Origin of the sequence: Xanthobacter wiegelii, assembly GCF_043193855.2 — a bacterium.
GTDB classification, from domain to species: Bacteria; Pseudomonadota; Alphaproteobacteria; order Rhizobiales; family Xanthobacteraceae; genus Xanthobacter; species Xanthobacter flavus_A.
The window spans coordinates 1,836,095-1,854,993 of the sequence record NZ_CM195529.1 but is presented as its reverse complement, the minus strand read 5'-3'; the positions used below and the strand labels follow the sequence as shown (position 1 = coordinate 1,854,993).

General features: G+C 66.8%; 11 protein-coding genes. 3 read left to right on the top strand and 8 right to left on the bottom strand.

Features of this window, described 5'->3' with window-relative positions; translation table 11 throughout:
* Window positions 1–255: 255 nt before the first annotated feature.
* Both V5F63_RS08495 and V5F63_RS08490 read left to right on the top strand, forming a co-directional pair.
* Complete coding sequence (locus V5F63_RS08495; RefSeq protein WP_394102175.1) at window positions 256–2,079, top strand: amidohydrolase; 1,824 nt, start codon at window positions 256–258, stop codon at window positions 2,077–2,079.
* 42 nt (window positions 2,080–2,121) lie between these two features.
* Complete coding sequence (locus V5F63_RS08490; protein WP_394102174.1) at window positions 2,122–2,445, top strand: hypothetical protein; 324 nt, start codon at window positions 2,122–2,124, stop codon at window positions 2,443–2,445.
* A gap of 43 nt (window positions 2,446–2,488) precedes the next feature.
* Here V5F63_RS08490 and V5F63_RS08485 read toward each other — a convergent pair whose 3' ends face one another.
* Window positions 2,489–3,511, bottom strand: coding sequence for an LLM class flavin-dependent oxidoreductase (locus tag V5F63_RS08485; RefSeq protein ID WP_209488636.1), 1,023 nt, complete (start codon window positions 3,509–3,511; stop codon window positions 2,489–2,491).
* A gap of 260 nt (window positions 3,512–3,771) precedes the next feature.
* Between V5F63_RS08485 and V5F63_RS08480 the strand changes: the two genes are divergently transcribed.
* On the top strand, window positions 3,772–5,721 hold the full coding sequence (locus tag V5F63_RS08480) for a YgiQ family radical SAM protein (protein WP_394102173.1): 1,950 nt from the start codon (window positions 3,772–3,774) through the stop codon (window positions 5,719–5,721).
* Between the two features lie 6 nt (window positions 5,722–5,727).
* On the opposite strand, the gene V5F63_RS08475 is transcribed toward V5F63_RS08480, so the two are convergent.
* From V5F63_RS08475 to rplJ, 7 genes are all read right to left on the bottom strand, one after another.
* The gene (locus V5F63_RS08475; RefSeq protein WP_394102172.1) at window positions 5,728–7,053 is read right to left on the bottom strand and encodes an RsmB/NOP family class I SAM-dependent RNA methyltransferase; all 1,326 of its coding nucleotides are present in this window, start codon (window positions 7,051–7,053) and stop codon (window positions 5,728–5,730) included.
* A 92-nt stretch (window positions 7,054–7,145) separates the two neighbouring features.
* Window positions 7,146–7,631 (bottom strand): J domain-containing protein, encoded by a 486-nt coding sequence (locus V5F63_RS08470; RefSeq protein WP_209488633.1) that lies wholly within the window; start codon window positions 7,629–7,631, stop codon window positions 7,146–7,148.
* 146 nt (window positions 7,632–7,777) lie between these two features.
* On the bottom strand, window positions 7,778–9,124 hold the full coding sequence (locus tag V5F63_RS08465) for an APC family permease (protein ID WP_209488632.1): 1,347 nt from the start codon (window positions 9,122–9,124) through the stop codon (window positions 7,778–7,780).
* A gap of 170 nt (window positions 9,125–9,294) precedes the next feature.
* Window positions 9,295–13,479 (bottom strand): DNA-directed RNA polymerase subunit beta', encoded by a 4,185-nt coding sequence (gene rpoC / locus V5F63_RS08460; protein ID WP_209488631.1) that lies wholly within the window; start codon window positions 13,477–13,479, stop codon window positions 9,295–9,297.
* 102 nt (window positions 13,480–13,581) lie between these two features.
* On the bottom strand, window positions 13,582–17,658 hold the full coding sequence (gene rpoB / locus V5F63_RS08455) for a DNA-directed RNA polymerase subunit beta (protein ID WP_209488630.1): 4,077 nt from the start codon (window positions 17,656–17,658) through the stop codon (window positions 13,582–13,584).
* Between the two features lie 273 nt (window positions 17,659–17,931).
* On the bottom strand, window positions 17,932–18,303 hold the full coding sequence (rplL, locus tag V5F63_RS08450) for a 50S ribosomal protein L7/L12 (RefSeq protein WP_024279832.1): 372 nt from the start codon (window positions 18,301–18,303) through the stop codon (window positions 17,932–17,934).
* 68 nt (window positions 18,304–18,371) lie between these two features.
* The gene (gene rplJ, locus V5F63_RS08445; protein WP_209488629.1) at window positions 18,372–18,890 is read right to left on the bottom strand and encodes a 50S ribosomal protein L10; all 519 of its coding nucleotides are present in this window, start codon (window positions 18,888–18,890) and stop codon (window positions 18,372–18,374) included.
* Between the last annotated feature and the right edge of the window lie 9 nt (window positions 18,891–18,899).

The window sequence follows — 18,899 nt, the reverse complement described above, 5'->3', positions numbered from 1 at the left end:
CGAGCAACATGGGTACAAGCACCTCGCACGCATGGTGCGATGTCTGTTCCGGCCTTGCGGCCGGCAATGTTGATTTGGGTGCGCCTTCACCTGCGTCAAGGGCGCAGCCGGGGCGGCGGGCAGCGGTTGCCGAAATTCACGAAAGAAGTCGTTTTTACCGTCACAGGATCGCGCTACCCTTTCGGAAGGCGAGTGATTTGCGTTGCTTTCACGCACGCGCAATCAGCACATCGCCGCTCACGGGAGGGGACGGCAGTGTGTATCGCGTGTGAATGGGCACCCCATTTCGAGGCTTTCGGCCGGGCGAGCGGCCTCAACCGCCGCTCCGTGCTGGGCGCCGGCATGGCCATGACGGCGGCGGCAGCCATGGCGCCGGTCTTCCGCGCGACCGAGGTGCGCGCGCAGGGGTCGCAGCCCGCCGCGGCGGCGACCGGCCCGGCCGATTTCGTGTTCCGCAACGGGCCGGTCTACACCGTCTCCGGCGCGCAGCCCTGGGCGAAGGCGGTCGCGGTGCGCGGCAAGACCATCATCCATGTGGGCGACGAGGCCGGGGCCATGGCGCTCGCCGGGCCGAAGACGCAGGTGATCGACCTCAAGGGCCGCCTGCTCATGCCGGGCTTCGTGGAGGGGCACACCCATCCCCTGCTCGGCGCCTTCCTGACCTCCGGCATCGACCTCCAGTTGCCGACCATGAAGGATGCCCTCGCCGCCATCGAGCAATATGCCAAGGAAAATCCCACCGGCCCCATTCGCGGCTTCGGCTGGCGGGTCGACATGTTCCCGCCGGAGGGCCCGACCCGCGCCGAGCTCGACCGCATCCTGCCCGACCGGCCGGCCTTCTTCTTCGCCATCGACGGCCACAGCCTGTGGGTGAACTCGAAGGCGCTGGAGATGGCCGGAGTGACCCGCGACACGCCGGACCCCATCCCGCGCTTCAGCTATTACGCCCGCGACGAGAAGGGCGAGCCCACCGGCTATGTTCTCGAAGTCAACGCCGTGCTCGCCCTCGTCAATGCGGTCGAGCCGATCACCGCCGCCAACCTGGGCAAGCTGCTGGATCGCTGGCTGCCCAAGGCCGCAGCGGCCGGCATCACCTCGCTGTTCGACGCCGGCGTGCCACCCATTGGCTCCGACCAGGGCGCCGTCATCAACATCTATGTGGACGCAGAGAAGCGCGATGCCCTGCCGTTCCGGGTATCGGCCTCCTATTCGGTGAAAAGCCTGCCCATCGACGACGTGGTCGAACAGTTCAAGGACGTCCGTAGCCGGGTGTCGAGCGAGCTGGTGCACGTGGACATCGTGAAGATCGTCGGTGACGGCTCGCAGGGCGGTTACACCGCGTGGCTGATCGAGCCCTATGCCGACATGCCCAACTCCATCGGAGCCTCGCCCTTCACCGAGGCCCAGTGGCACCAGCTCATCGGGGCGGTGGACGCGGCCGGCTACGACGTCCACGTCCATGCCTGTGGCGAGCGCACGGCCCGCGTGGCGCTCGACGGCATGGAGAAGGCGATCGCCACCAATCCCAAGCGCGACCGCCGCAATGCCATCGCCCATCTGGTCTATGTGGAGGACAGCGACGCCCCGCGCTTCGCCAAGATGAACGTGACGGCGCAGTTCTCCGCCAACTGGTCGTCGGCCGATCCGGACACGATGATCAACATGCTCGCGCGTTACGGGCAGCCGCGCGCCAGCAAGCTGTACCGCACCAAGACCATCCTGAACCAGGGCGGGCGCGTATCGTTCGGCACCGACTGGCCGGCGGCGGGCTATTTCTCCACCTACAAGCCGCTCGATTCCATCGAGGTGGGCGTGACTCGCCGGTTGATCGGCAAGGCGGACGCCGCCGTGCTTGTGCCGGCCGACGAGCGGCTGACGGTGGCCGAGGCCATTCACGCCAACACAATGGGCGCCGCCTACCAGCTCCGCATGGACGACAGGATCGGATCGCTGGAGGTCGGCAAGTTCGCCGACCTGATCGTGCTCGACCGCAACATCCTCGAGGGCGATCCGCGCGACATCCACAAGGCGAAGGTCGAGCTGACCATGATGAATGGTAAGATCCGCCACAAGGCCTGATATCCCGGCCGGAGCCAACAACACCCACGAATGGTGGACGCAATGAAACGGCTTATCGGACTTCTGGTGCTTCTCGCGGCGCTGGGCGGGGTTTCCGCCCAGGCTCAGCCGGTGCCGGAGATCTGCTCCAAGAAAAAGTCCTGCTTCATGACCTTCGACGGCCCGGACCGTGGCTTCTGCCAGGCCTATGTCGAAGGGAAATCATGCTTCATGTCGTTCAACGACGCCGCGGATCGCGGCTGGTGCCAGCATCTGCGCGAGGGCAAGTCGTGCTTCATGGCGCTCGACGGCGAGGCGCGGCGCGCCTGCGAGGCCGGCCGCATCCCGCGCGAGCACCGGCACTGGATGCGCCTCTGCAGCGGCTGATAGCTTGCAGGGCCATGGCCCTGCAAGCCGATCATGTCCCGCCTCAGCGCCAGCCCAGGGCTGGCGCGACATGGGTCAGGATGGCCTCGATGACATGGGCGTTGTAGTCGACGCCCAGCTGGTTCGGCACGGTGAGCAGCAGCGTGTCGGCCTCGGCGATGGCCTCGTCCTCGGCGAGTTGCTTGATGAGGGCGTCCGGCTCGGCGGCGTAGCTGCGGCCGAAGATGGCGCGGGTCTTCTCATCGATGAAGCCGATGGAATCCTCCTCCTTGCCGCCCCGGCCGAAATAGGCGCGGTCGCGGTCGTCCACGAGCGCGAAGATGGAGCGGCTCACCGAGACGCGCGGGGTGCGGGCGTGGCCCGCCTCGGCCCAGGCGGCGCGATAGGCGCGGATCTGCGCGGCCTGCTGGACATGGAAGGGCTCGCCCGTCTCATCGTCCTTCAGGGTGGAGCTTTGCAGGTTCAGCCCGAGCTTGGCGGCCCAAACCGCCGTTGCGTTGGAGCTGGCGCCCCACCAGATGCGCTCGCGCAGGCCCTGCGAGTGCGGCTCCAGCCGCAGCTTGCCGGGCGGGTTGGGAAACATGGGCCGGGGATTGGGCTCAGCGAAGCCCTCGCCCTTCAGCACCTCCAGGAACACCTCGGCATGGCGACGGGCCATGTCGGCGGCGGTCTGGCCTTCCGGCGGGCCGTAGCCGAAATACCGCCAGCCATCGATCACCTGCTCCGGCGAGCCCCGGCTGATGCCGAGCTGAAGCCGCCCGCCGGCGATGAGATCGGCCGCGCCGGCGTCCTCCGCCATGTAGAGCGGGTTCTCGTAGCGCATGTCGATGACGGCGGTACCGATCTCGATGCGCTTGGTGCGCGCGCCCACCGCCGCCAGAAGCGGGAACGGGGCGGCGAGCTGGCGGGCGAAGTGGTGGACGCGGAAATAGGCGCCGTCCGCGCCCAGCTCCTCCGCCGCCACCGCGAGCTCGATGGATTGCAGCAGCGCATCCGCCGCCGAGCGGGTCTGCGACTGGGACGAGGGCGTCCAGTGGCCGAACGAGAGAAAGCCGATCTTCTTCAAGGCAGACACTTCTGGGCTGTGAAACGTTGCCGCCAACCTAGACCGGCCAGCCGCCCCGCGCACCTTTCGCCTTCGCAAGCCGGCTTTGCACGGGAAGGGTCCCCGCACGAGAAGATGTGTTCCGGCATGGGCCGGGATCGGTTGAATTTGCCGCTTTTGATCCCTATTCGTCACCCATGGACACACAGGTCTGCCCCGTAACGCCGTTGCCTTTCCTGCCTTGGCCCGCCCCGGCCAGCCGGCCGGCCCCCTTCCTGCCCATGAGCCGCGCCGAGATGACGGCGCTCGGCTGGGATCAGTGCGACATCGTTCTGGTGACGGGCGATGCCTATGTCGATCATCCAAGCTTCGGCATGGCCATCATCGGCCGGCTTCTGGAGGCGCAGGGCTTTCGCGTCGGCATCATCTCCCAGCCGGACTGGCAGTCGGCGGAGCCGTTCAAGGCGCTGGGCAAGCCGCGCCTGTTCTTCGGCGTGACCGGCGGCAACCTCGATTCCATGGTCAACCGCTACACGGCGGACCGCCGGCTGCGCCATGACGACGCCTATACCGCCGGCGGCGAGGGCGGAAAGCGGCCGGACCGCTGCACCATCGTCTACACGCAGCGCTGCCGCGAGGCGTACAAGGACGTGCCGATCATCCTCGGCGGCATCGAGGCCTCGCTGCGCCGGATCGCCCATTACGACTACTGGTCCGACAAGGTGCGCCGCTCCATCCTGGCCGATGCCAAGGCGGACCTGCTCATCTACGGCAATGCCGAGCGCGCCGTGGTGGAAGTCGCCAACCGCATCGCGGCCGGCGACGCCCCGCGCGACATCGACGACGTGCGCGGCGTGGCCCTGTTCCGCCGCGTGCCCGAGAACTACACCGAACTCCACGCCGACGACCTCGACGCCTCGGACGAGGGCGCCGCGCGCCATCCCGGCGATGTGGTCATCCGCCTGCCGGCCTACGAGCAGGTGGAGGTGGACAAGGAAGCCTATGCCCGCGCCTCCCGCGTGCTGCACCGGGAGAGCAACCCCGGCAATGCCCGCCCCCTCGTGCAGCGCCATGGCGACCGCGACCTGTGGCTGAACCCGCCGCCCATTCCGCTCACCACGCAGGAAATGGACGCGGTCTACGACCTGCCCTACGCCCGCGCGCCGCATCCCTCCTATGGGGATGCGAAGATCCCGGCGTGGGACATGATCCGCTTCTCGGTGACGATCATGCGCGGCTGCTTCGGCGGCTGCACCTTCTGCTCCATCACCGAGCATGAGGGCCGCATCATCCAGAACCGCTCGGAGGGCTCGATCCTGCGCGAGATCGAGCTGATCCGCGACAAGACCCCGGGCTTCACCGGCGTCATCTCCGACATCGGCGGCCCCACCGCCAACATGTACCGCATGGCCTGCAAGGATCCGAAGATCGAGGCGGCCTGCCGGCGCCCGTCCTGCGTCTTCCCCGGCATCTGCCCGAACCTCAACACCTCCCACGACGACCTCATCCGCCTCTATCGCAAGGTGCGCGAAGTGGAGGGGGTGAAGAAGGTGATGGTCGCCTCCGGCGTGCGCTACGACCTCGCCGTGGAGAGCCCGGAATACATCAAGGAGCTGGTGACGCACCATGTGGGCGGCTACCTGAAGATCGCCCCGGAGCATACCGAGCGCGGGCCGCTCGACAAGATGATGAAGCCGGGCATCGGTACCTATGACCGCTTCAAGGAGATGTTCGACGCCGCGGTGAAGCAGGCGGGGAAGAAATACTACCTCATCCCCTATTTCATCGCCGCGCATCCGGGCACGACCGACGAGGACATGATGAACCTCGCGCTCTGGCTCAAGAAAAACCGCTATCGCGCCGACCAGGTGCAGACCTTCCTGCCCTCACCCATGGCGACCGCCACAGCCATGTACCACACCGGCGTCAATCCGCTGCGCGCCGTGCGGCGGGGCGGCAGCGACCGGGTGGCGACCGTCACGGGGCTGCGCCAGCGGCGGCTGCACAAGGCCTTCCTGCGCTACCACGACCCGGATAACTGGCCGCTGCTGCGCGATGCCCTCAAGGCCATGGGCCGCGCCGACCTCATCGGCCCGCGCCCCGACCAGCTCATCCCCGCGCACCAGCCGCCCGGCACCGGCAAGGCCGCCGGCACCCGCCGCCCGGTGCGGCCCACCCCCGCCGGGGCGCAGCGTTTCACCACCAAGGGCGTGCCGCTGCGCAAGAAGTAGGGCGGCCTATTCGGGGTCTGAGTCCGTCTCGGCCGCAGCCGCCTCGCGCTGAAGCACGGCGGCGAAAAAGCCGTCCGTGTCGTGCCGCGCGGGCGTGAGCGCCAGATAGTCGGGATGCGCCGAACCTTGGATCTGCGGCGCCACCTCGCTCAGGGGAACGACCCGGAAGGCGGGGTGCGCCGCGAGGAAGGCGGCGACCTGCTCCTCATTCTCCTCGGCGAGCAGGGAGCAGGTGGCATAGACCAGCCGTCCGCCCGGCTTCACCAGCCGCGCCGCGCTGGCGAGGATGCGGGCCTGCAGCGGCAGCAGCGCGTCCAGCCCCGGCCCGAGCACCCGCCAGCGCGCGTCGGGATTGCGCCGCCATGTGCCGGTGCCGCTGCACGGCGCATCCACTAGCACCCGGTCGAAGCCGCCCTTGTGGCGCTTCACCCAGCGGTCGGTCTCGCTGGCGAGCGGGCGCGTCTCGATATTGTGGAGGCCGGCGCGGCGGAACCGCTCGGCGGCGCGCTTCAGGCGGTTCTCCAGCACGTCGCAGGCGATGACGTGGCCCTTGTTTTTCATCTGCGCGGCGATGGCCAGCGTCTTGCCACCCGCCCCGGCGCAGAAATCCACCACCCGCTCGCCGGGCTTGGCATCCACCACGACGGCCACCATCTGGGAGCCCTCGTCCTGGATCTCCACCTCGCCGGTCTTCAGCATGGGCAGGCGGTTGAGCGCCGGGCGCTCGCTGACGCGGATGCCATAGGGCGAGAGGAGCGACAGCTCGGCCGGCAGGCCGAGGGCACGCAGGGCGGCCAGTATCTCCGCGCGGTCAGCCTTGATCGGATTGACGCGCAGGTCGAGCGGCGCCGGCGTCAGCATCGCCGCCATCTCATGGGGGAAGTCCTCCCCGAACCGGCAATGCAGCCCCTCCGCGCACCATTCAGGGCATTCGTAGCGCACATCCTCCGGCATGGAGGGATGGTCGATCCGCGCGCCCTGCAGCTTGACCAGCAGCGCGCGCTCCGGATCGGTGAGCGGGGCCGGCGCGAACTTGGCGCCGGAGAACAGCGCCTGCACCTGATCCCGCGTCTTGCCGCCGCCGAGCACCAGCCAGGCCAGCAGCCGGTTGCGGGGCGTATCCGGCCGTCCGTGCCGCTTGAGCCACCAGCCGAGCCGGGCGTGATGCCGCAGCAGGATATACAGCAGCTCCGAAATCGGGCCGCGCTGCACCGCCGGAATATCACGCCGGGTGCGGAAGAAGTCGGAGACGACAGCATCGGCCGGACGCGCGACGGCGTCGACTTCCTCAATCAGATCAAGGGTGGCTTGGAGGACTGCGGCGAAGCTCACTGAGGCACGATCAGGCTGGAAACGGGGCGGCACCATAGGCGATGGCGCAAGCCTTGACCATCATGGCGCCCGCTTGCAGGTCCAGCAGCGCCTCACGCGTCCACCAGCATCTCCAGCAGCGCGTCGCGGGCCTCGGCGATACGGCGGTAGTGCGCATCGCTGCCGCCCGCATCGGGATGGGCGGTCTTGGCGCGGCGGCGGAAGGCCGCGTTGATCTCGGCGGCGTCCAGCCGGCCGTCGGGCGGCAGGCCCAGGGCCTCGCGGTGCGCGCTGTCGTCCTCCCCGTCAAACATGGCCATGAGCGCGCGGCGGGCCTTCTGCGCGGCGCTGCGCAGCTCGACCTGATCCTCCTGCCAGCGCTTCCGGGACATGACGAAGCAGGCGCCGAAGGCGATGCGGCCCGTCTCCTCCAGTTCGTCCAGGCTGAAGGGCCCGACCACGCCATAGGGTGCATCGAGCCACGCCTGCCGCCCCGCAGCGTCCGCCTCCACACGGCCGATGGTGACCATGTCGAGCACGCCCAGAGAGCCGTTCCAGACGACCCATTGCTCGGTCCCGGAGAAACTCGTGTCGGTCATGCAACGCGCCTTTTGCCCGCGGGCGCGTGTCTGTGACAGGTGCCCGTGCCCGGGAGGTGCTTCCTCAGCCCCTCCCTGTCGGAAAGGCGCCGCACCGGCACATCCGCGGTACGGCCATGCAGGACTGAAGCCAAATCGGCTCGGGCCTACGGCTCGGCGTTCCGGATGCCCGGGCGCAGCATCGCAAGGGCGGCGCCGAGCGCGATCCAGGCCATCACCACATAAGGCCAGAGGTTTCCCGGGAACGCTGGCACAGGATAGACAGAATTATAGAGCGGCCAGAGCATGGCGAGCGAGCCGAGCAGTCCCAGCGCGAGCCAGACGAGGCTCCTCGCCTTCACCGCATGGACGACGGCGGCGAGCGTGACGCCGAGATAAGCGACGATCAGCGCCAGCACGCCGATGGTGCCCACATTGTCGTAATAATCCGCCGGGCCGATAAAGGGCGCCCAGGCCAGCAGGCCGGCGAGCATCAGCAGGCCAACCACCAGCACCGACACCGCAGGCGTGCCGTGGACGGGATGCACCCACGCAGCCGTGTCCGACAGGCCCGCGCGGCCCAGCACGAACAGCATGCGCCCGGCCGCGGCAAGCGTGCCAAGCACGCAGGAGATGGCAGACACCGCGGCGGCGATGTCCAGCGCGGTCGCCATCCGAAGGGTGCCGTATTTCAGCGCCAGCGTGTTGAGCGGCGCCTCGTCGGCGGCCAGCGCCTTCATGTTGTCGACGCCGAAGCCCACCACCTGGATGTAGGAGGCGAAGACGAAGAACAGGCCGGCGAGCACCACCGAGCCGAGGAGCGCGATGGGAATGGCGCGGCCGGGCTGGCCGGTTTCCTCAGCGAGGGTCGCTGCCGCCTCGAAGCCCGCGAAGGAGAGCACGGCGAACACCACCGCATAGCCCACCCCCCACCAGCCCATGGTGGGATCCGGCCGGAACGGCGCGGCGGTGAGGCCGCCGGTGGCGCCGACGGCGGTGAGGATCTTCACGCCCAGATAGACGATGACGCAGATGGAGCCCAGCTCCAGCAGCAGCATGAGCCGCGCCGCCACCGCCATGTCGCGGTAGGCGAAGAGCGTGCCGACGAGCAGCGCCGCGACGCCCAGCGCCAGCCACCAGGCTCCGATATGGATGCCGTGGTCGGCGAAGGCGGCCCGCAGGAAGTCCCCCACCAGAGCCGCGCTGCCCGAACCGCCTGCAATGTACAAAAGCAGCATGCACCAGCCGGCGATGAACCCGGCACGCGGACCGAAGGTCTGGCCGATGTAGGAATAAGCCGAGCCGGCGCGCGTCGTCTTCCGTGCGAAGAAGACGAAGGAGAATCCGACAAGCGCCACCATGAGCGTGCCGAGCGCGAAACCGAGCGGCGCAGCGATACCCGCGGCGCCGACCGCCAGCGTTACATTGAGCGCCATGGCCATGGTGGGCGCCATCACCGAGACCGACAGCCCCACAGCCTCGACCGGCCCGAGGTTACGCTTGAGTTTGACCATGATCTGCGCCCCGAATCCCCCGAGATCGTGCTCAGTGTCAGCTTGCTAGCGTTGCCTGGGCAATGCCGGAGATCGGCCCGATCGGCCGCTTTGGCCGCCCTCTCCCGGCAAAAGAAAAGGCCGCCTCGAAGGGCGGCCTTTCCGATGGATGCGAGCGCTTGAGCGCCGGATCACTCCGCCGCGTCGGCGGGGCCTTCCACGAGCGGCTGGCCGTCGCCCTGCTCGTCGCGGGTCGCAACGATGAGGTCGTCGCGGTTGGTCGCGATGGTCCGCAGGCGAGACATCTGGGCGCCGGTACCGGCCGGGATGAGGCGGCCGACGATGACGTTCTCCTTGAGCCCTTCCAGCGGATCGATCTTGCCGTTGACCGCCGCTTCCGTGAGGACGCGGGTGGTCTCCTGGAAGGAGGCCGCCGAGAAGAAGGAGCGCGTCTGCAGCGACGCCTTGGTGATGCCGAGCAGCACGGGATGGCCGGTGGCGGGCTTCTTGCCCTCCTCGGCGGCCTTCTCGTTCGCCTCGAGGAACTCGAGCCGGTCGACCTGCTCGTTGTCGAGGAAGTCGGTCTCGCCCGAGTCGTCGATCTCCACCTTCTGGAGCATGTTCCGGACAATCACCTCGATGTGCTTGTCGTTGATGTGCACGCCCTGGAGCCGGTAGACCTCCTGGATCTCGTTCACGAGGAACGCGGCAAGCTCTTCCACGCCCTTGATCGCCAGGATGTCGTGCGGAGCCGGGTTGCCGTCGACGATGAAGTCACCCTTCTCCACCACGTCGCCGTCCTGAAGATGGATGTGCTTGCCCTTCGGGATCAGGTACTCGACCGGATCCCCACCGTCCGTCGGCTCGATGGAGAGCCGGCGCTTGTTCTTGTAGTCGCGGCCGAACCGGATGGTGCCGGAGATCTCCGCGATGATGGCCGCATCCTTGGGACGGCGCGCCTCGAACAGCTCCGCCACGCGCGGCAGACCGCCCGTGATGTCGCGCGTCTTGGCGCTTTCCATGGGCACGCGGGCCACCGCGTCGCCGGCCTTCAAGGTCTGGTTCGGATCGACCGAGATGATCGCCTCGACAGGCAGGGCATAGCGTGCATCGCCGCCACGGGGCAGCTTGATGATCTTGCCGTCCTTGCCCTTGATGAGGATCGCCGGACGCAGCTCCGGACCACGGCCAGACCGCGAATCCGTCACCACGCGCTTGGCGATGCCGGTCGACTCGTCGACCTGCTCGTTCATCGAGGAGCCCTCCATGAGGTCCTCGAAGGCCACCGTGCCGTCCACTTCCGACAGGATGGGACGGGTGTAGGGATCCCACTCGGCGATGCGCTGGCCGCGCTTGATGGTATCGCCCTCGTCCACCTTGAGGCGGGCGCCGTACTGAACGCGGTTCACCGCGCGCTCGGTACCGTCATGATCGACGATGACCACAGCGAGGTTGCGGCCCATCACCACGAGATCGCCGTCCGAGTTCCGCGCCACGTTGCGGTTGCGGATGCGGACGGAGCCCTCGAAGTTCGATTCCACGAAGGACGAGTCGGCGAGGGTCGCCGCGCCGCCGATGTGGAAGGTGCGCATTGTGAGCTGGGTACCCGGCTCGCCGATCGACTGGGCGGCGATGACACCCACCGCCTCGCCCATGTTGACCGGCGTGCCGCGGGCGAGATCGCGCCCGTAGCAGGTGCCGCACACGCCGTTGCGGGTCTCGCAGGTCAGCACCGACCGGATCTTGATTTCCTGGATGCCCGACTTGTTGATCCGCTCGACGTGCGGCTCCTCGATCATCTGGCCCTTGGGCACGATGATGTCGCCGGTCGCCGGTTCCACGATGTCTTCCGCCGCGGTGCGGCCGAGGACGCGTGAGGCGAGCGACGCCACGATCTGGCCCGCGTCGATGATGGCGCGCATGTGGATTCCCTTGTCCGAGCCGCAATCGCGCTCGGTGATGATGGAATCCTGCGCCACGTCGACGAGACGACGGGTGAGATAGCCCGAGTTGGCCGTCTTCAGAGCGGTATCGGCAAGGCCCTTACGCGCGCCGTGGGTGGAGTTGAAGTACTCCATCACGGTCAGGCCTTCCTTGAAGTTCGAGATGATCGGGCTCTCGATGATCTCGCCCGACGGCTTGGCCATGAGGCCACGCATGCCGGCGAGCTGCTTCATCTGAGCGGGCGACCCACGCGCTCCGGAGTGGCTCATCATGTAGATCGAGTTGATCTGCTTCTCGCGGCCGGTCTTGGGGTCCTTCTTGACCGAAGAGATTTCCTTCATCATCTCCTCGGCGACGCGATCGGAGCACTTGCCCCAGGCGTCGACGACCTTGTTGTACTTCTCACCCTGGGTGATGAGGCCGTCGTTGTACTGCTGCTCGTATTCCTTGGTGAGCGCGCGGGTCTCCTCGACCAGATCCCACTTCTTCTTCGGCACCACCATGTCGTCCTTGCCGAACGAAATGCCGGCGCGGAACGCATTGTAGAAGCCGAGCGCCATGATGCGGTCGCAGAAGATCACGCTCTCCTTCTGACCGCAGTGCCGATACACGGCATCGATCATGTTGGAGATTTCCTTCTTCGTCATCAGCTTGTTGACGACGTCGTAGGAGAGCTTCGGATCCTTGGGCAGCAGCTCGCCGATCTTCATGCGACCGGGCGTGGTCTCATAGATCTTGGAATACTGCTTGCCGTCCGGGCCGATGCCGATGTAGCGGCCCTTGATCTTGGTGGCGAGTGTGATCGCCTTGGCGTTCAGCGCGTGGTCGATCTCCGCCATGTTGGCGAACATCATGCCCTCGCCCGGCTCCTTCTCCTTCATGATGGAGAGGTAGTAGAGCCCAAGCACGATGTCCTGCGACGGCACGATGATCGGCTGGCCGTTCGCCGGGTGCAGGATGTTGTTGGTGGACATCATCAGCACGCGCGCTTCCAGCTGGGCTTCCAGCGAGAGCGGGACGTGGACGGCCATCTGGTCGCCGTCGAAGTCGGCGTTGAACGCCGAGCAGACGAGCGGATGCAGCTGGATGGCCTTGCCTTCGATGAGCACCGGCTCGAACGCCTGGATGCCGAGGCGGTGGAGCGTCGGCGCGCGGTTCAGCATCACCGGGTGCTCGCGGATCACCTCGTCGAGGATGTCCCAAACCTCCGGACGCTCCTTCTCCACCAGCTTCTTCGCCTGCTTGACGGTCGCCGAATGGCCCTTCGCGTCGAGGCGCGAATAGATGAAGGGCTTGAACAGCTCCAGCGCCATCTTCTTGGGCAGGCCGCACTGGTGCAGCTTCAGCTCCGGACCCACCACGATGACCGAGCGGCCGGAATAGTCCACGCGCTTGCCGAGCAGGTTCTGCCGGAACCGGCCCTGCTTGCCCTTCAGCATGTCGGCGAGCGATTTCAGCGGACGCTTGTTGGCGCCGGTGATGACGCGGCCGCGGCGGCCGTTGTCGAACAGCGCGTCAACCGCTTCCTGAAGCATGCGCTTCTCGTTGCGGATGATGATGTCCGGCGCGCGCAGCTCGATCAGCCGCTTGAGGCGGTTGTTGCGGTTGATGACGCGGCGGTACAGGTCGTTGAGGTCGGAGGTCGCGAACCGGCCGCCGTCCAGCGGCACCAGCGGGCGCAGGTCCGGCGGGATGACCGGGACATGGGTGAGGATCATCCACTCCGGCTTGTTGCCGGAGAGCTGGAAGGCCTCGACGATCTTCAGGCGCTTGGCGAGCTTCTTGGGCTTCAGCTCGGTGGTGGCCTCGGAGATCTCCACGCGCAGATCGGCGGCGATCTTGTCAAGGTCCATGGAGCGCAGCAGCTCGCGGATGGCCTCGGCGCCGATCATGGCGGTGAAGCTCGATTCGCCGTACTCGTCCTGGGCGCGCAGGTAATCGTCCTCGGAGAGGAGCTGACGGTACTTGAGCTTGGTGATGCCCGGCTCGATGACGACGAAGTACTCAAAGTACAGGATGCGCTCGAGGTCCTTGAGCGTCATGTCGAGCAGCAGGCCGATGCGGCTCGGCAGCGACTTCAGGAACCAGATGTGCGCCACCGGGGCGGCGAGCTCGATGTGGCCCATGCGCTCGCGGCGCACGCGCGAGAGGGTGACCTCGACGCCGCACTTCTCGCAGATGATGCCCTTGTACTTCATCCGCTTGTACTTGCCGCACAAGCACTCATAGTCCTTGATGGGACCGAAGATGCGCGCGCAGAACAAGCCGTCACGCTCGGGCTTGAACGTGCGGTAGTTGATGGTTTCCGGCTTCTTGATCTCGCCGTAGGACCACGACTTGATCTTCTCCGGGCTCGCGATCGTGATGCGGATCTGATTGAAGCTCGGGGCCGGAACGGTCGGATTGAAGACGTTCAGGATTTCCTGATTCATGAGCTGGCTCCCAAACGAAGTGGGCCTTTAACTTGAGGCCCGGCCGGCAGAAGCGCCGGTCGGGCAATCCGCTTTGCGCGGGGCGACGGGCTGAAGCGCCCGTCAGGTGTTCTCGAGATCGACGTTGAGGCCGAGCGAGCGCATTTCCTTCACGAGCACGTTGAAGCTCTCGGGAATGCCGCTCTCGAACGTGTCCTCGCCGCGCACGATGGCCTCGTAGACCTTGGTGCGGCCGGCCACGTCGTCCGACTTCACGGTGAGCATCTCCTGCAGCGTGTAGGCGGCGCCGTAGGCTTCGAGCGCCCACACCTCCATTTCGCCGAAGCGCTGGCCGCCGAACTGCGCCTTGCCGCCCAGGGGCTGCTGGGTGACGAGCGAGTAGGGGCCGATGGACCGGGCGTGGATCTTGTCGTCGACCAGGTGATGCAGCTTCAGCATGTAGATGTAGCCGACCGTCACCTTACGATCGAACGGCTCGCCGGTGCGTCCGTCGAACAGCGTGGACTGTCCGGAGCGGTCGAGTCCCGCCCGTTCCAGCTCGTGCTCGATGTCCGCCTCGTGGGCGCCGTCGAAGACCGGAGTGGCCATCGGCACGCCCTTGCGCAGGTTCTCGCCGAGCTCGGGCAGTTCGTCGTCCTTGAGCTGCTCGATCTCATCCTTGCCGTAGATGATCTCCAGCCGATCGCGCAGCGGCTTCAGATCCTGCTTGGCGTAATAGGCTTCCACCGCGGCGGCCACCTGCCGGCCGAGGCCCGCGCAGGCCCAGCCGAGATGCGTCTCGAGGATCTGCCCGACGTTCATGCGCGAGGGCACGCCCAGCGGGTTCAGAACGATGTCGACGTTGGTGCCGTCCTCGAGGAACGGCATGTCCTCCACCGGCACGATGCGCGAGACCACGCCCTTGTTGCCATGCCGGCCGGCCATCTTGTCGCCGGGCTGGATCTTGCGCTTCACCGCGACGAAGACCTTGACCATCTTCATCACGCCGGGGGGCAGTTCGTCGCCGCGCTGCAGCTTCTCGACCTTGTCGAGGAAGCGCTGCTCGAGCCGCTTCTTCGAATCGTCGTACTGGGCGCGGATCGCCTCCAGCTCGGCCATGATGGCGTCGTCGGCGACGGCGAACAGCCACCACTGCGAGCGCGGATACTCGGTGAGGATCTCGCGGGTGACGGCGGTTTCCTTCTTGAAGCCCTTCGGCCCCGCGATGGCGACCTTGCCGTCGAGGATCTCGGTCAGGCGGCCGTAGACGTTGCGATCGAGGATCGCCTGCTCGTCGTCACGGTCCTTGGCGAGACGCTCGATCTCCTCGCGCTCGATGGCCAGGGCGCGCTCATCCTTGTCGACGCCATGGCGGTTGAACACGCGCACCTCGACGATGGTGCCCGTGGTGCCCGGCGGCAGGCGGAGCGAGGTGTCGCGCACGTCGGCGGCCTTCTCGCCGAAGATGGCGCGCAGGAGCTTTTCCTCCGGCGTCATCGGGCTCTCGCCCTTCGGCGTGATCTTGCCCACCAGGATGTCGCCCGCGCGGACCTCGGCGCCGATGTAAACGATGCCGGCCTCGTCGAGATTCTTCAGCGCCTCTTCCGAGACGTTGGGAATGTCGCGGGTGATTTCCTCAGGCCCGAGCTTGGTGTCGCGGGCCATGCACTCGAATTCCTCGATGTGGATCGAGGTGAACACGTCTTCCTTGACGATGTTCTCCGAGAGGAGGATCGAGTCTTCGAAGTTGTAGCCGTTCCACGGCATGAAGGCGACGAGCACGTTGCGGCCGAGCGCGAGCTCGCCCAGCTCCGTGGACGGGCCGTCGGCGATGATGTCGCCCTTGCGCACCTGATCGCCCACGCGCACCAGCGGACGCTGGTTGATGCAGGTCGACTGGTTGGACCGCTGGAACTTCATCAGCCGGTAGATGTCGACGCCCGACTTGGAGGGGTCGGACTCTTCCGTGGCGCGGATGACGATACGGGTGGCGTCCACCTGGTCGATCACGCCGGTGCGGCGGGCGGCGATGGCGGCGCCGGAGTCACGGGCGACCACGGCCTCCATGCCGGTGCCGACGAGCGGCGCCTGCGAACGCACCAGCGGAACCGCCTGGCGCTGCATGTTCGAGCCCATGAGCGCGCGGTTGGCGTCGTCGTTCTCAAGGAACGGGATCAGCGCCGCGGCGACCGAAACCAGCTGCTTCGGCGACACGTCCATGAAGTCCACGCGGTCGGGGCTGACGAGCAGCACGTCGCCCGCATGGCGGCAGACGATGAGGTCTTCCTCGAAGCGGCCATCCTTGTCGAGCGGGATGTTGGCCTGCGCGACGTAGTACTTCCCCTCCTCCATGGCGGAGAGATAGACCACTTCGTCGGTGACCTTCGAATCCACGACGCGGCGGTAGGGCGCCTCGATGAAGCCGTACTTGTTCACGCGGGCGAAGGTCGCCAGCGAGTTGATGAGGCCGATGTTCGGGCCTTCCGGCGTCTCGATCGGGCAGATGCGACCGTAGTGGGTCGGGTGCACGTCGCGCACCTCGAAGCCGGCGCGCTCGCGGGTCAGACCGCCCGGGCCAAGCGCCGAGAGACGCCGCTTGTGCGTGATCTCGGAGAGCGGGTTGGTCTGGTCCATGAACTGCGACAGCTGCGAGGAGCCGAAGAACTCGCGCACCGCGGCCGCCACCGGCTTCGCGTTGATGAGGTCCTGCGGCATCACGGTGTCGATGTCGACGGACGACATGCGCTCCTTGATGGCGCGCTCCATGCGCAGCAGGCCGACGCGGTACTGGTTCTCCATGAGCTCGCCGACCGAGCGGACACGGCGGTTGCCCAGGTGGTCGATGTCGTCGATCTCGCCCTTGCCGTCGCGCAGCTCCACCAGCGTCTTGATGACGGAGAGGATGTCGTCGCGGCGCAGCACCCGCACGGTGTCGGGGCAGTCGAGGTCGAGGCGCATGTTCATCTTCACGCGGCCGACCGCGGAGAGGTCGTAGCGCTCGGGATCGAAGAACAGCGAGTGGAACATGGCCTGCGCCGAATCGAGCGTCGGCGGCTCGCCCGGGCGCATCACGCGGTAGATGTCGAAGAGCGCGTCCTCGCGGGTCACGTTCTTGTCCGCCGCCAGCGTGTTGCGGATGTAGGCGCCGGTGTTGACGTGGTCGATGTCGAGGATCGGAATCTCGTTGTAGCCGGCTTCCTCGAGCAGCTTCAGCGTCTTCTCGGTGATCTCGTCGCCGGCCTCGGCGTGAATCTCGCCGGACTGGAGGTCCACGAGGTCCTCGGCGATGTACTGGCCGACCATCTCCTCATCCGAGATCTTGAGGGCCTTGAGGCCCTTCTCGGCGAGCTGACGCGCGGCGCGAACGGTGAGCTTCTTGCCGGCCTCGAGCACGACCTCGCCGGTGTCGGCGTCGATCAGGTCGGCGACGGCCTTGTAGCCCTTCATGCGCTTGGGATCGAACGGCATGCGCCAGCCGCCCTTCGCGCGCTCGTAGGGCACCTTCTCGTAGAAGGTCGAGAGGATTTCCTCGTTGTCGAGGCCGAGCGCGTACAGCAGGCTCGTCACCGGGATCTTGCGGCGACGGTCGATGCGCGCATAGACGATGTCCTTGGCGTCGAACTCGATGTCGAGCCAGGACCCGCGATAGGGGATGATGCGCGCCGCGAACAGGAGCTTGCCCGAGGAGTGGGTCTTGCCCTTGTCGTGGTCGAAGAAGACGCCCGGCGAGCGGTGCATCTGGGAGACGATGACGCGCTCGGTGCCGTTGACGATGAACGTGCCGTTCATGGTCATCAGCGGGATGTCGCCGGTGTAGACGTCCTGCTCCTTGATGTCCTTGACGGACTTGGCGCCGGTGTCCGGATCCACATCGAACACGATGAGGCGGAGCGTCACCTTCAGCGGGGCGGCAAACGTCATGCCGCGCTGGCGGCACTCGTCCACGTCATACTTCGGCGGCTCGAACTCGTAGCGCACGAACTCCAGCATGGCCGCGCCGGAGAAGTCGGAAATCGGGAACACCGACTTGAACACCGCCTGCAGGCCGTCGTCGTCGCGTCCGCCCTTGGGCTCCTCGATCTGGAGAAACTGGTCGTAGGACGCCTTCTGAACCTCGATGAGGTTCGGCATCTCGGCCACTTCCTTGATCTTGCCGAAGAACTTGCGGATCCGCTTACGACCGGTGAACGTTTGCGCCATCTCGATCCTCGTCCGTCCTGGTCTCTCGGGCCGGCCCCTGTCCTCCCGAAGGAGGCGGGCTCGCCGCGCCGGCACCGGAACCTCAATCAGCCATCGTGCCTTCAAGGGTTGGGGGCGAAACGCCATCCCCTTTCAGCACCATGACGGCTCTCCCGGCAGCCCCGAACCTTGTCCGGACCGGCTGCCGGGAGAACCGTCTCTCTCCCTGTCCGGCCTTCCGGCCGGCTATGGAACGGGTCCCGGCACAAGGCCGGGACCCGAAACGTCAAAAGCTCACTTGAGCTCGACCTTGGCGCCAGCCTTCTCGAGCTGGGCCTTGAGCTTCTCGGCCTCGTCCTTGGAAACGCCTTCCTTGACGGGCTTCGGAGCGCCTTCCACGAGGTCCTTGGCTTCCTTGAGGCCAAGGCCGGTGATGGCGCGGACTTCCTTGATGACTTCGATCTTCTTGTCGCCGGCGGCGGCAAGCATCACGGTGAACTCGGTCTGCTCTTCCACCGCGGCGGCGGCAGCAGCCGGGGCAGCGGCCACGGCCACGGCGGCGGCGGCGGAAACGCCCCACTTCTCCTCGAGGAGCTTCGCCAGCTCGGCGGCCTCGAGCACGGTGAGGGAGGACAGCTCGTCGACGAGCTTGGTCAGGTCAGCCATGGGATATTCCTTAAGATAGGTTCGGATTTTGGAATTGCGAGATCAGGCCGCCAAAGGCGGCCGCGGCCTCACGCTGCTTCGTCCTGCTTGGCATAGGCCCCAAACACGCGGGCGAGCTTGGCCGCCGGTGCCGTGGTGAGCTGCGCAATCTTGGTCGCCGGGGCCTGGATAAGGCCGACGAGCTTGGCACGCAGTTCGTCCAGGGACGGGAGTGTGGCAAGCGCCTTCACACCGTCCACGTTAAGGGCCGTCTTGCCCATCGCGCCGCCGAGGATCACGAACTTGTCGTTGGCCTTGGCGAACTCGACGGCAACCTTCGGCGCCGCCACCGGATCGCTGGAATAGGCGATCACGGTGGGTCCCTTCAGCAGGGACGCCACATGGGCGACGTCGGAGCCTTCCAGAGCGATTTTGGCGAGGCGGTTCTTGGCCACCTTCACGGTCGCACCCTCGGCCTTCATCTGTCGACGGAGTTTCGACATCTGGGCCACGGTGAGGCCGGAATAGTGGGCGACCACGACGACGGACGTGCTCTTGAACACATCCGTGAGCGTCGTGACGAGCTCTTGTTTTTCCGCTCGATCCACGTCTGGCTC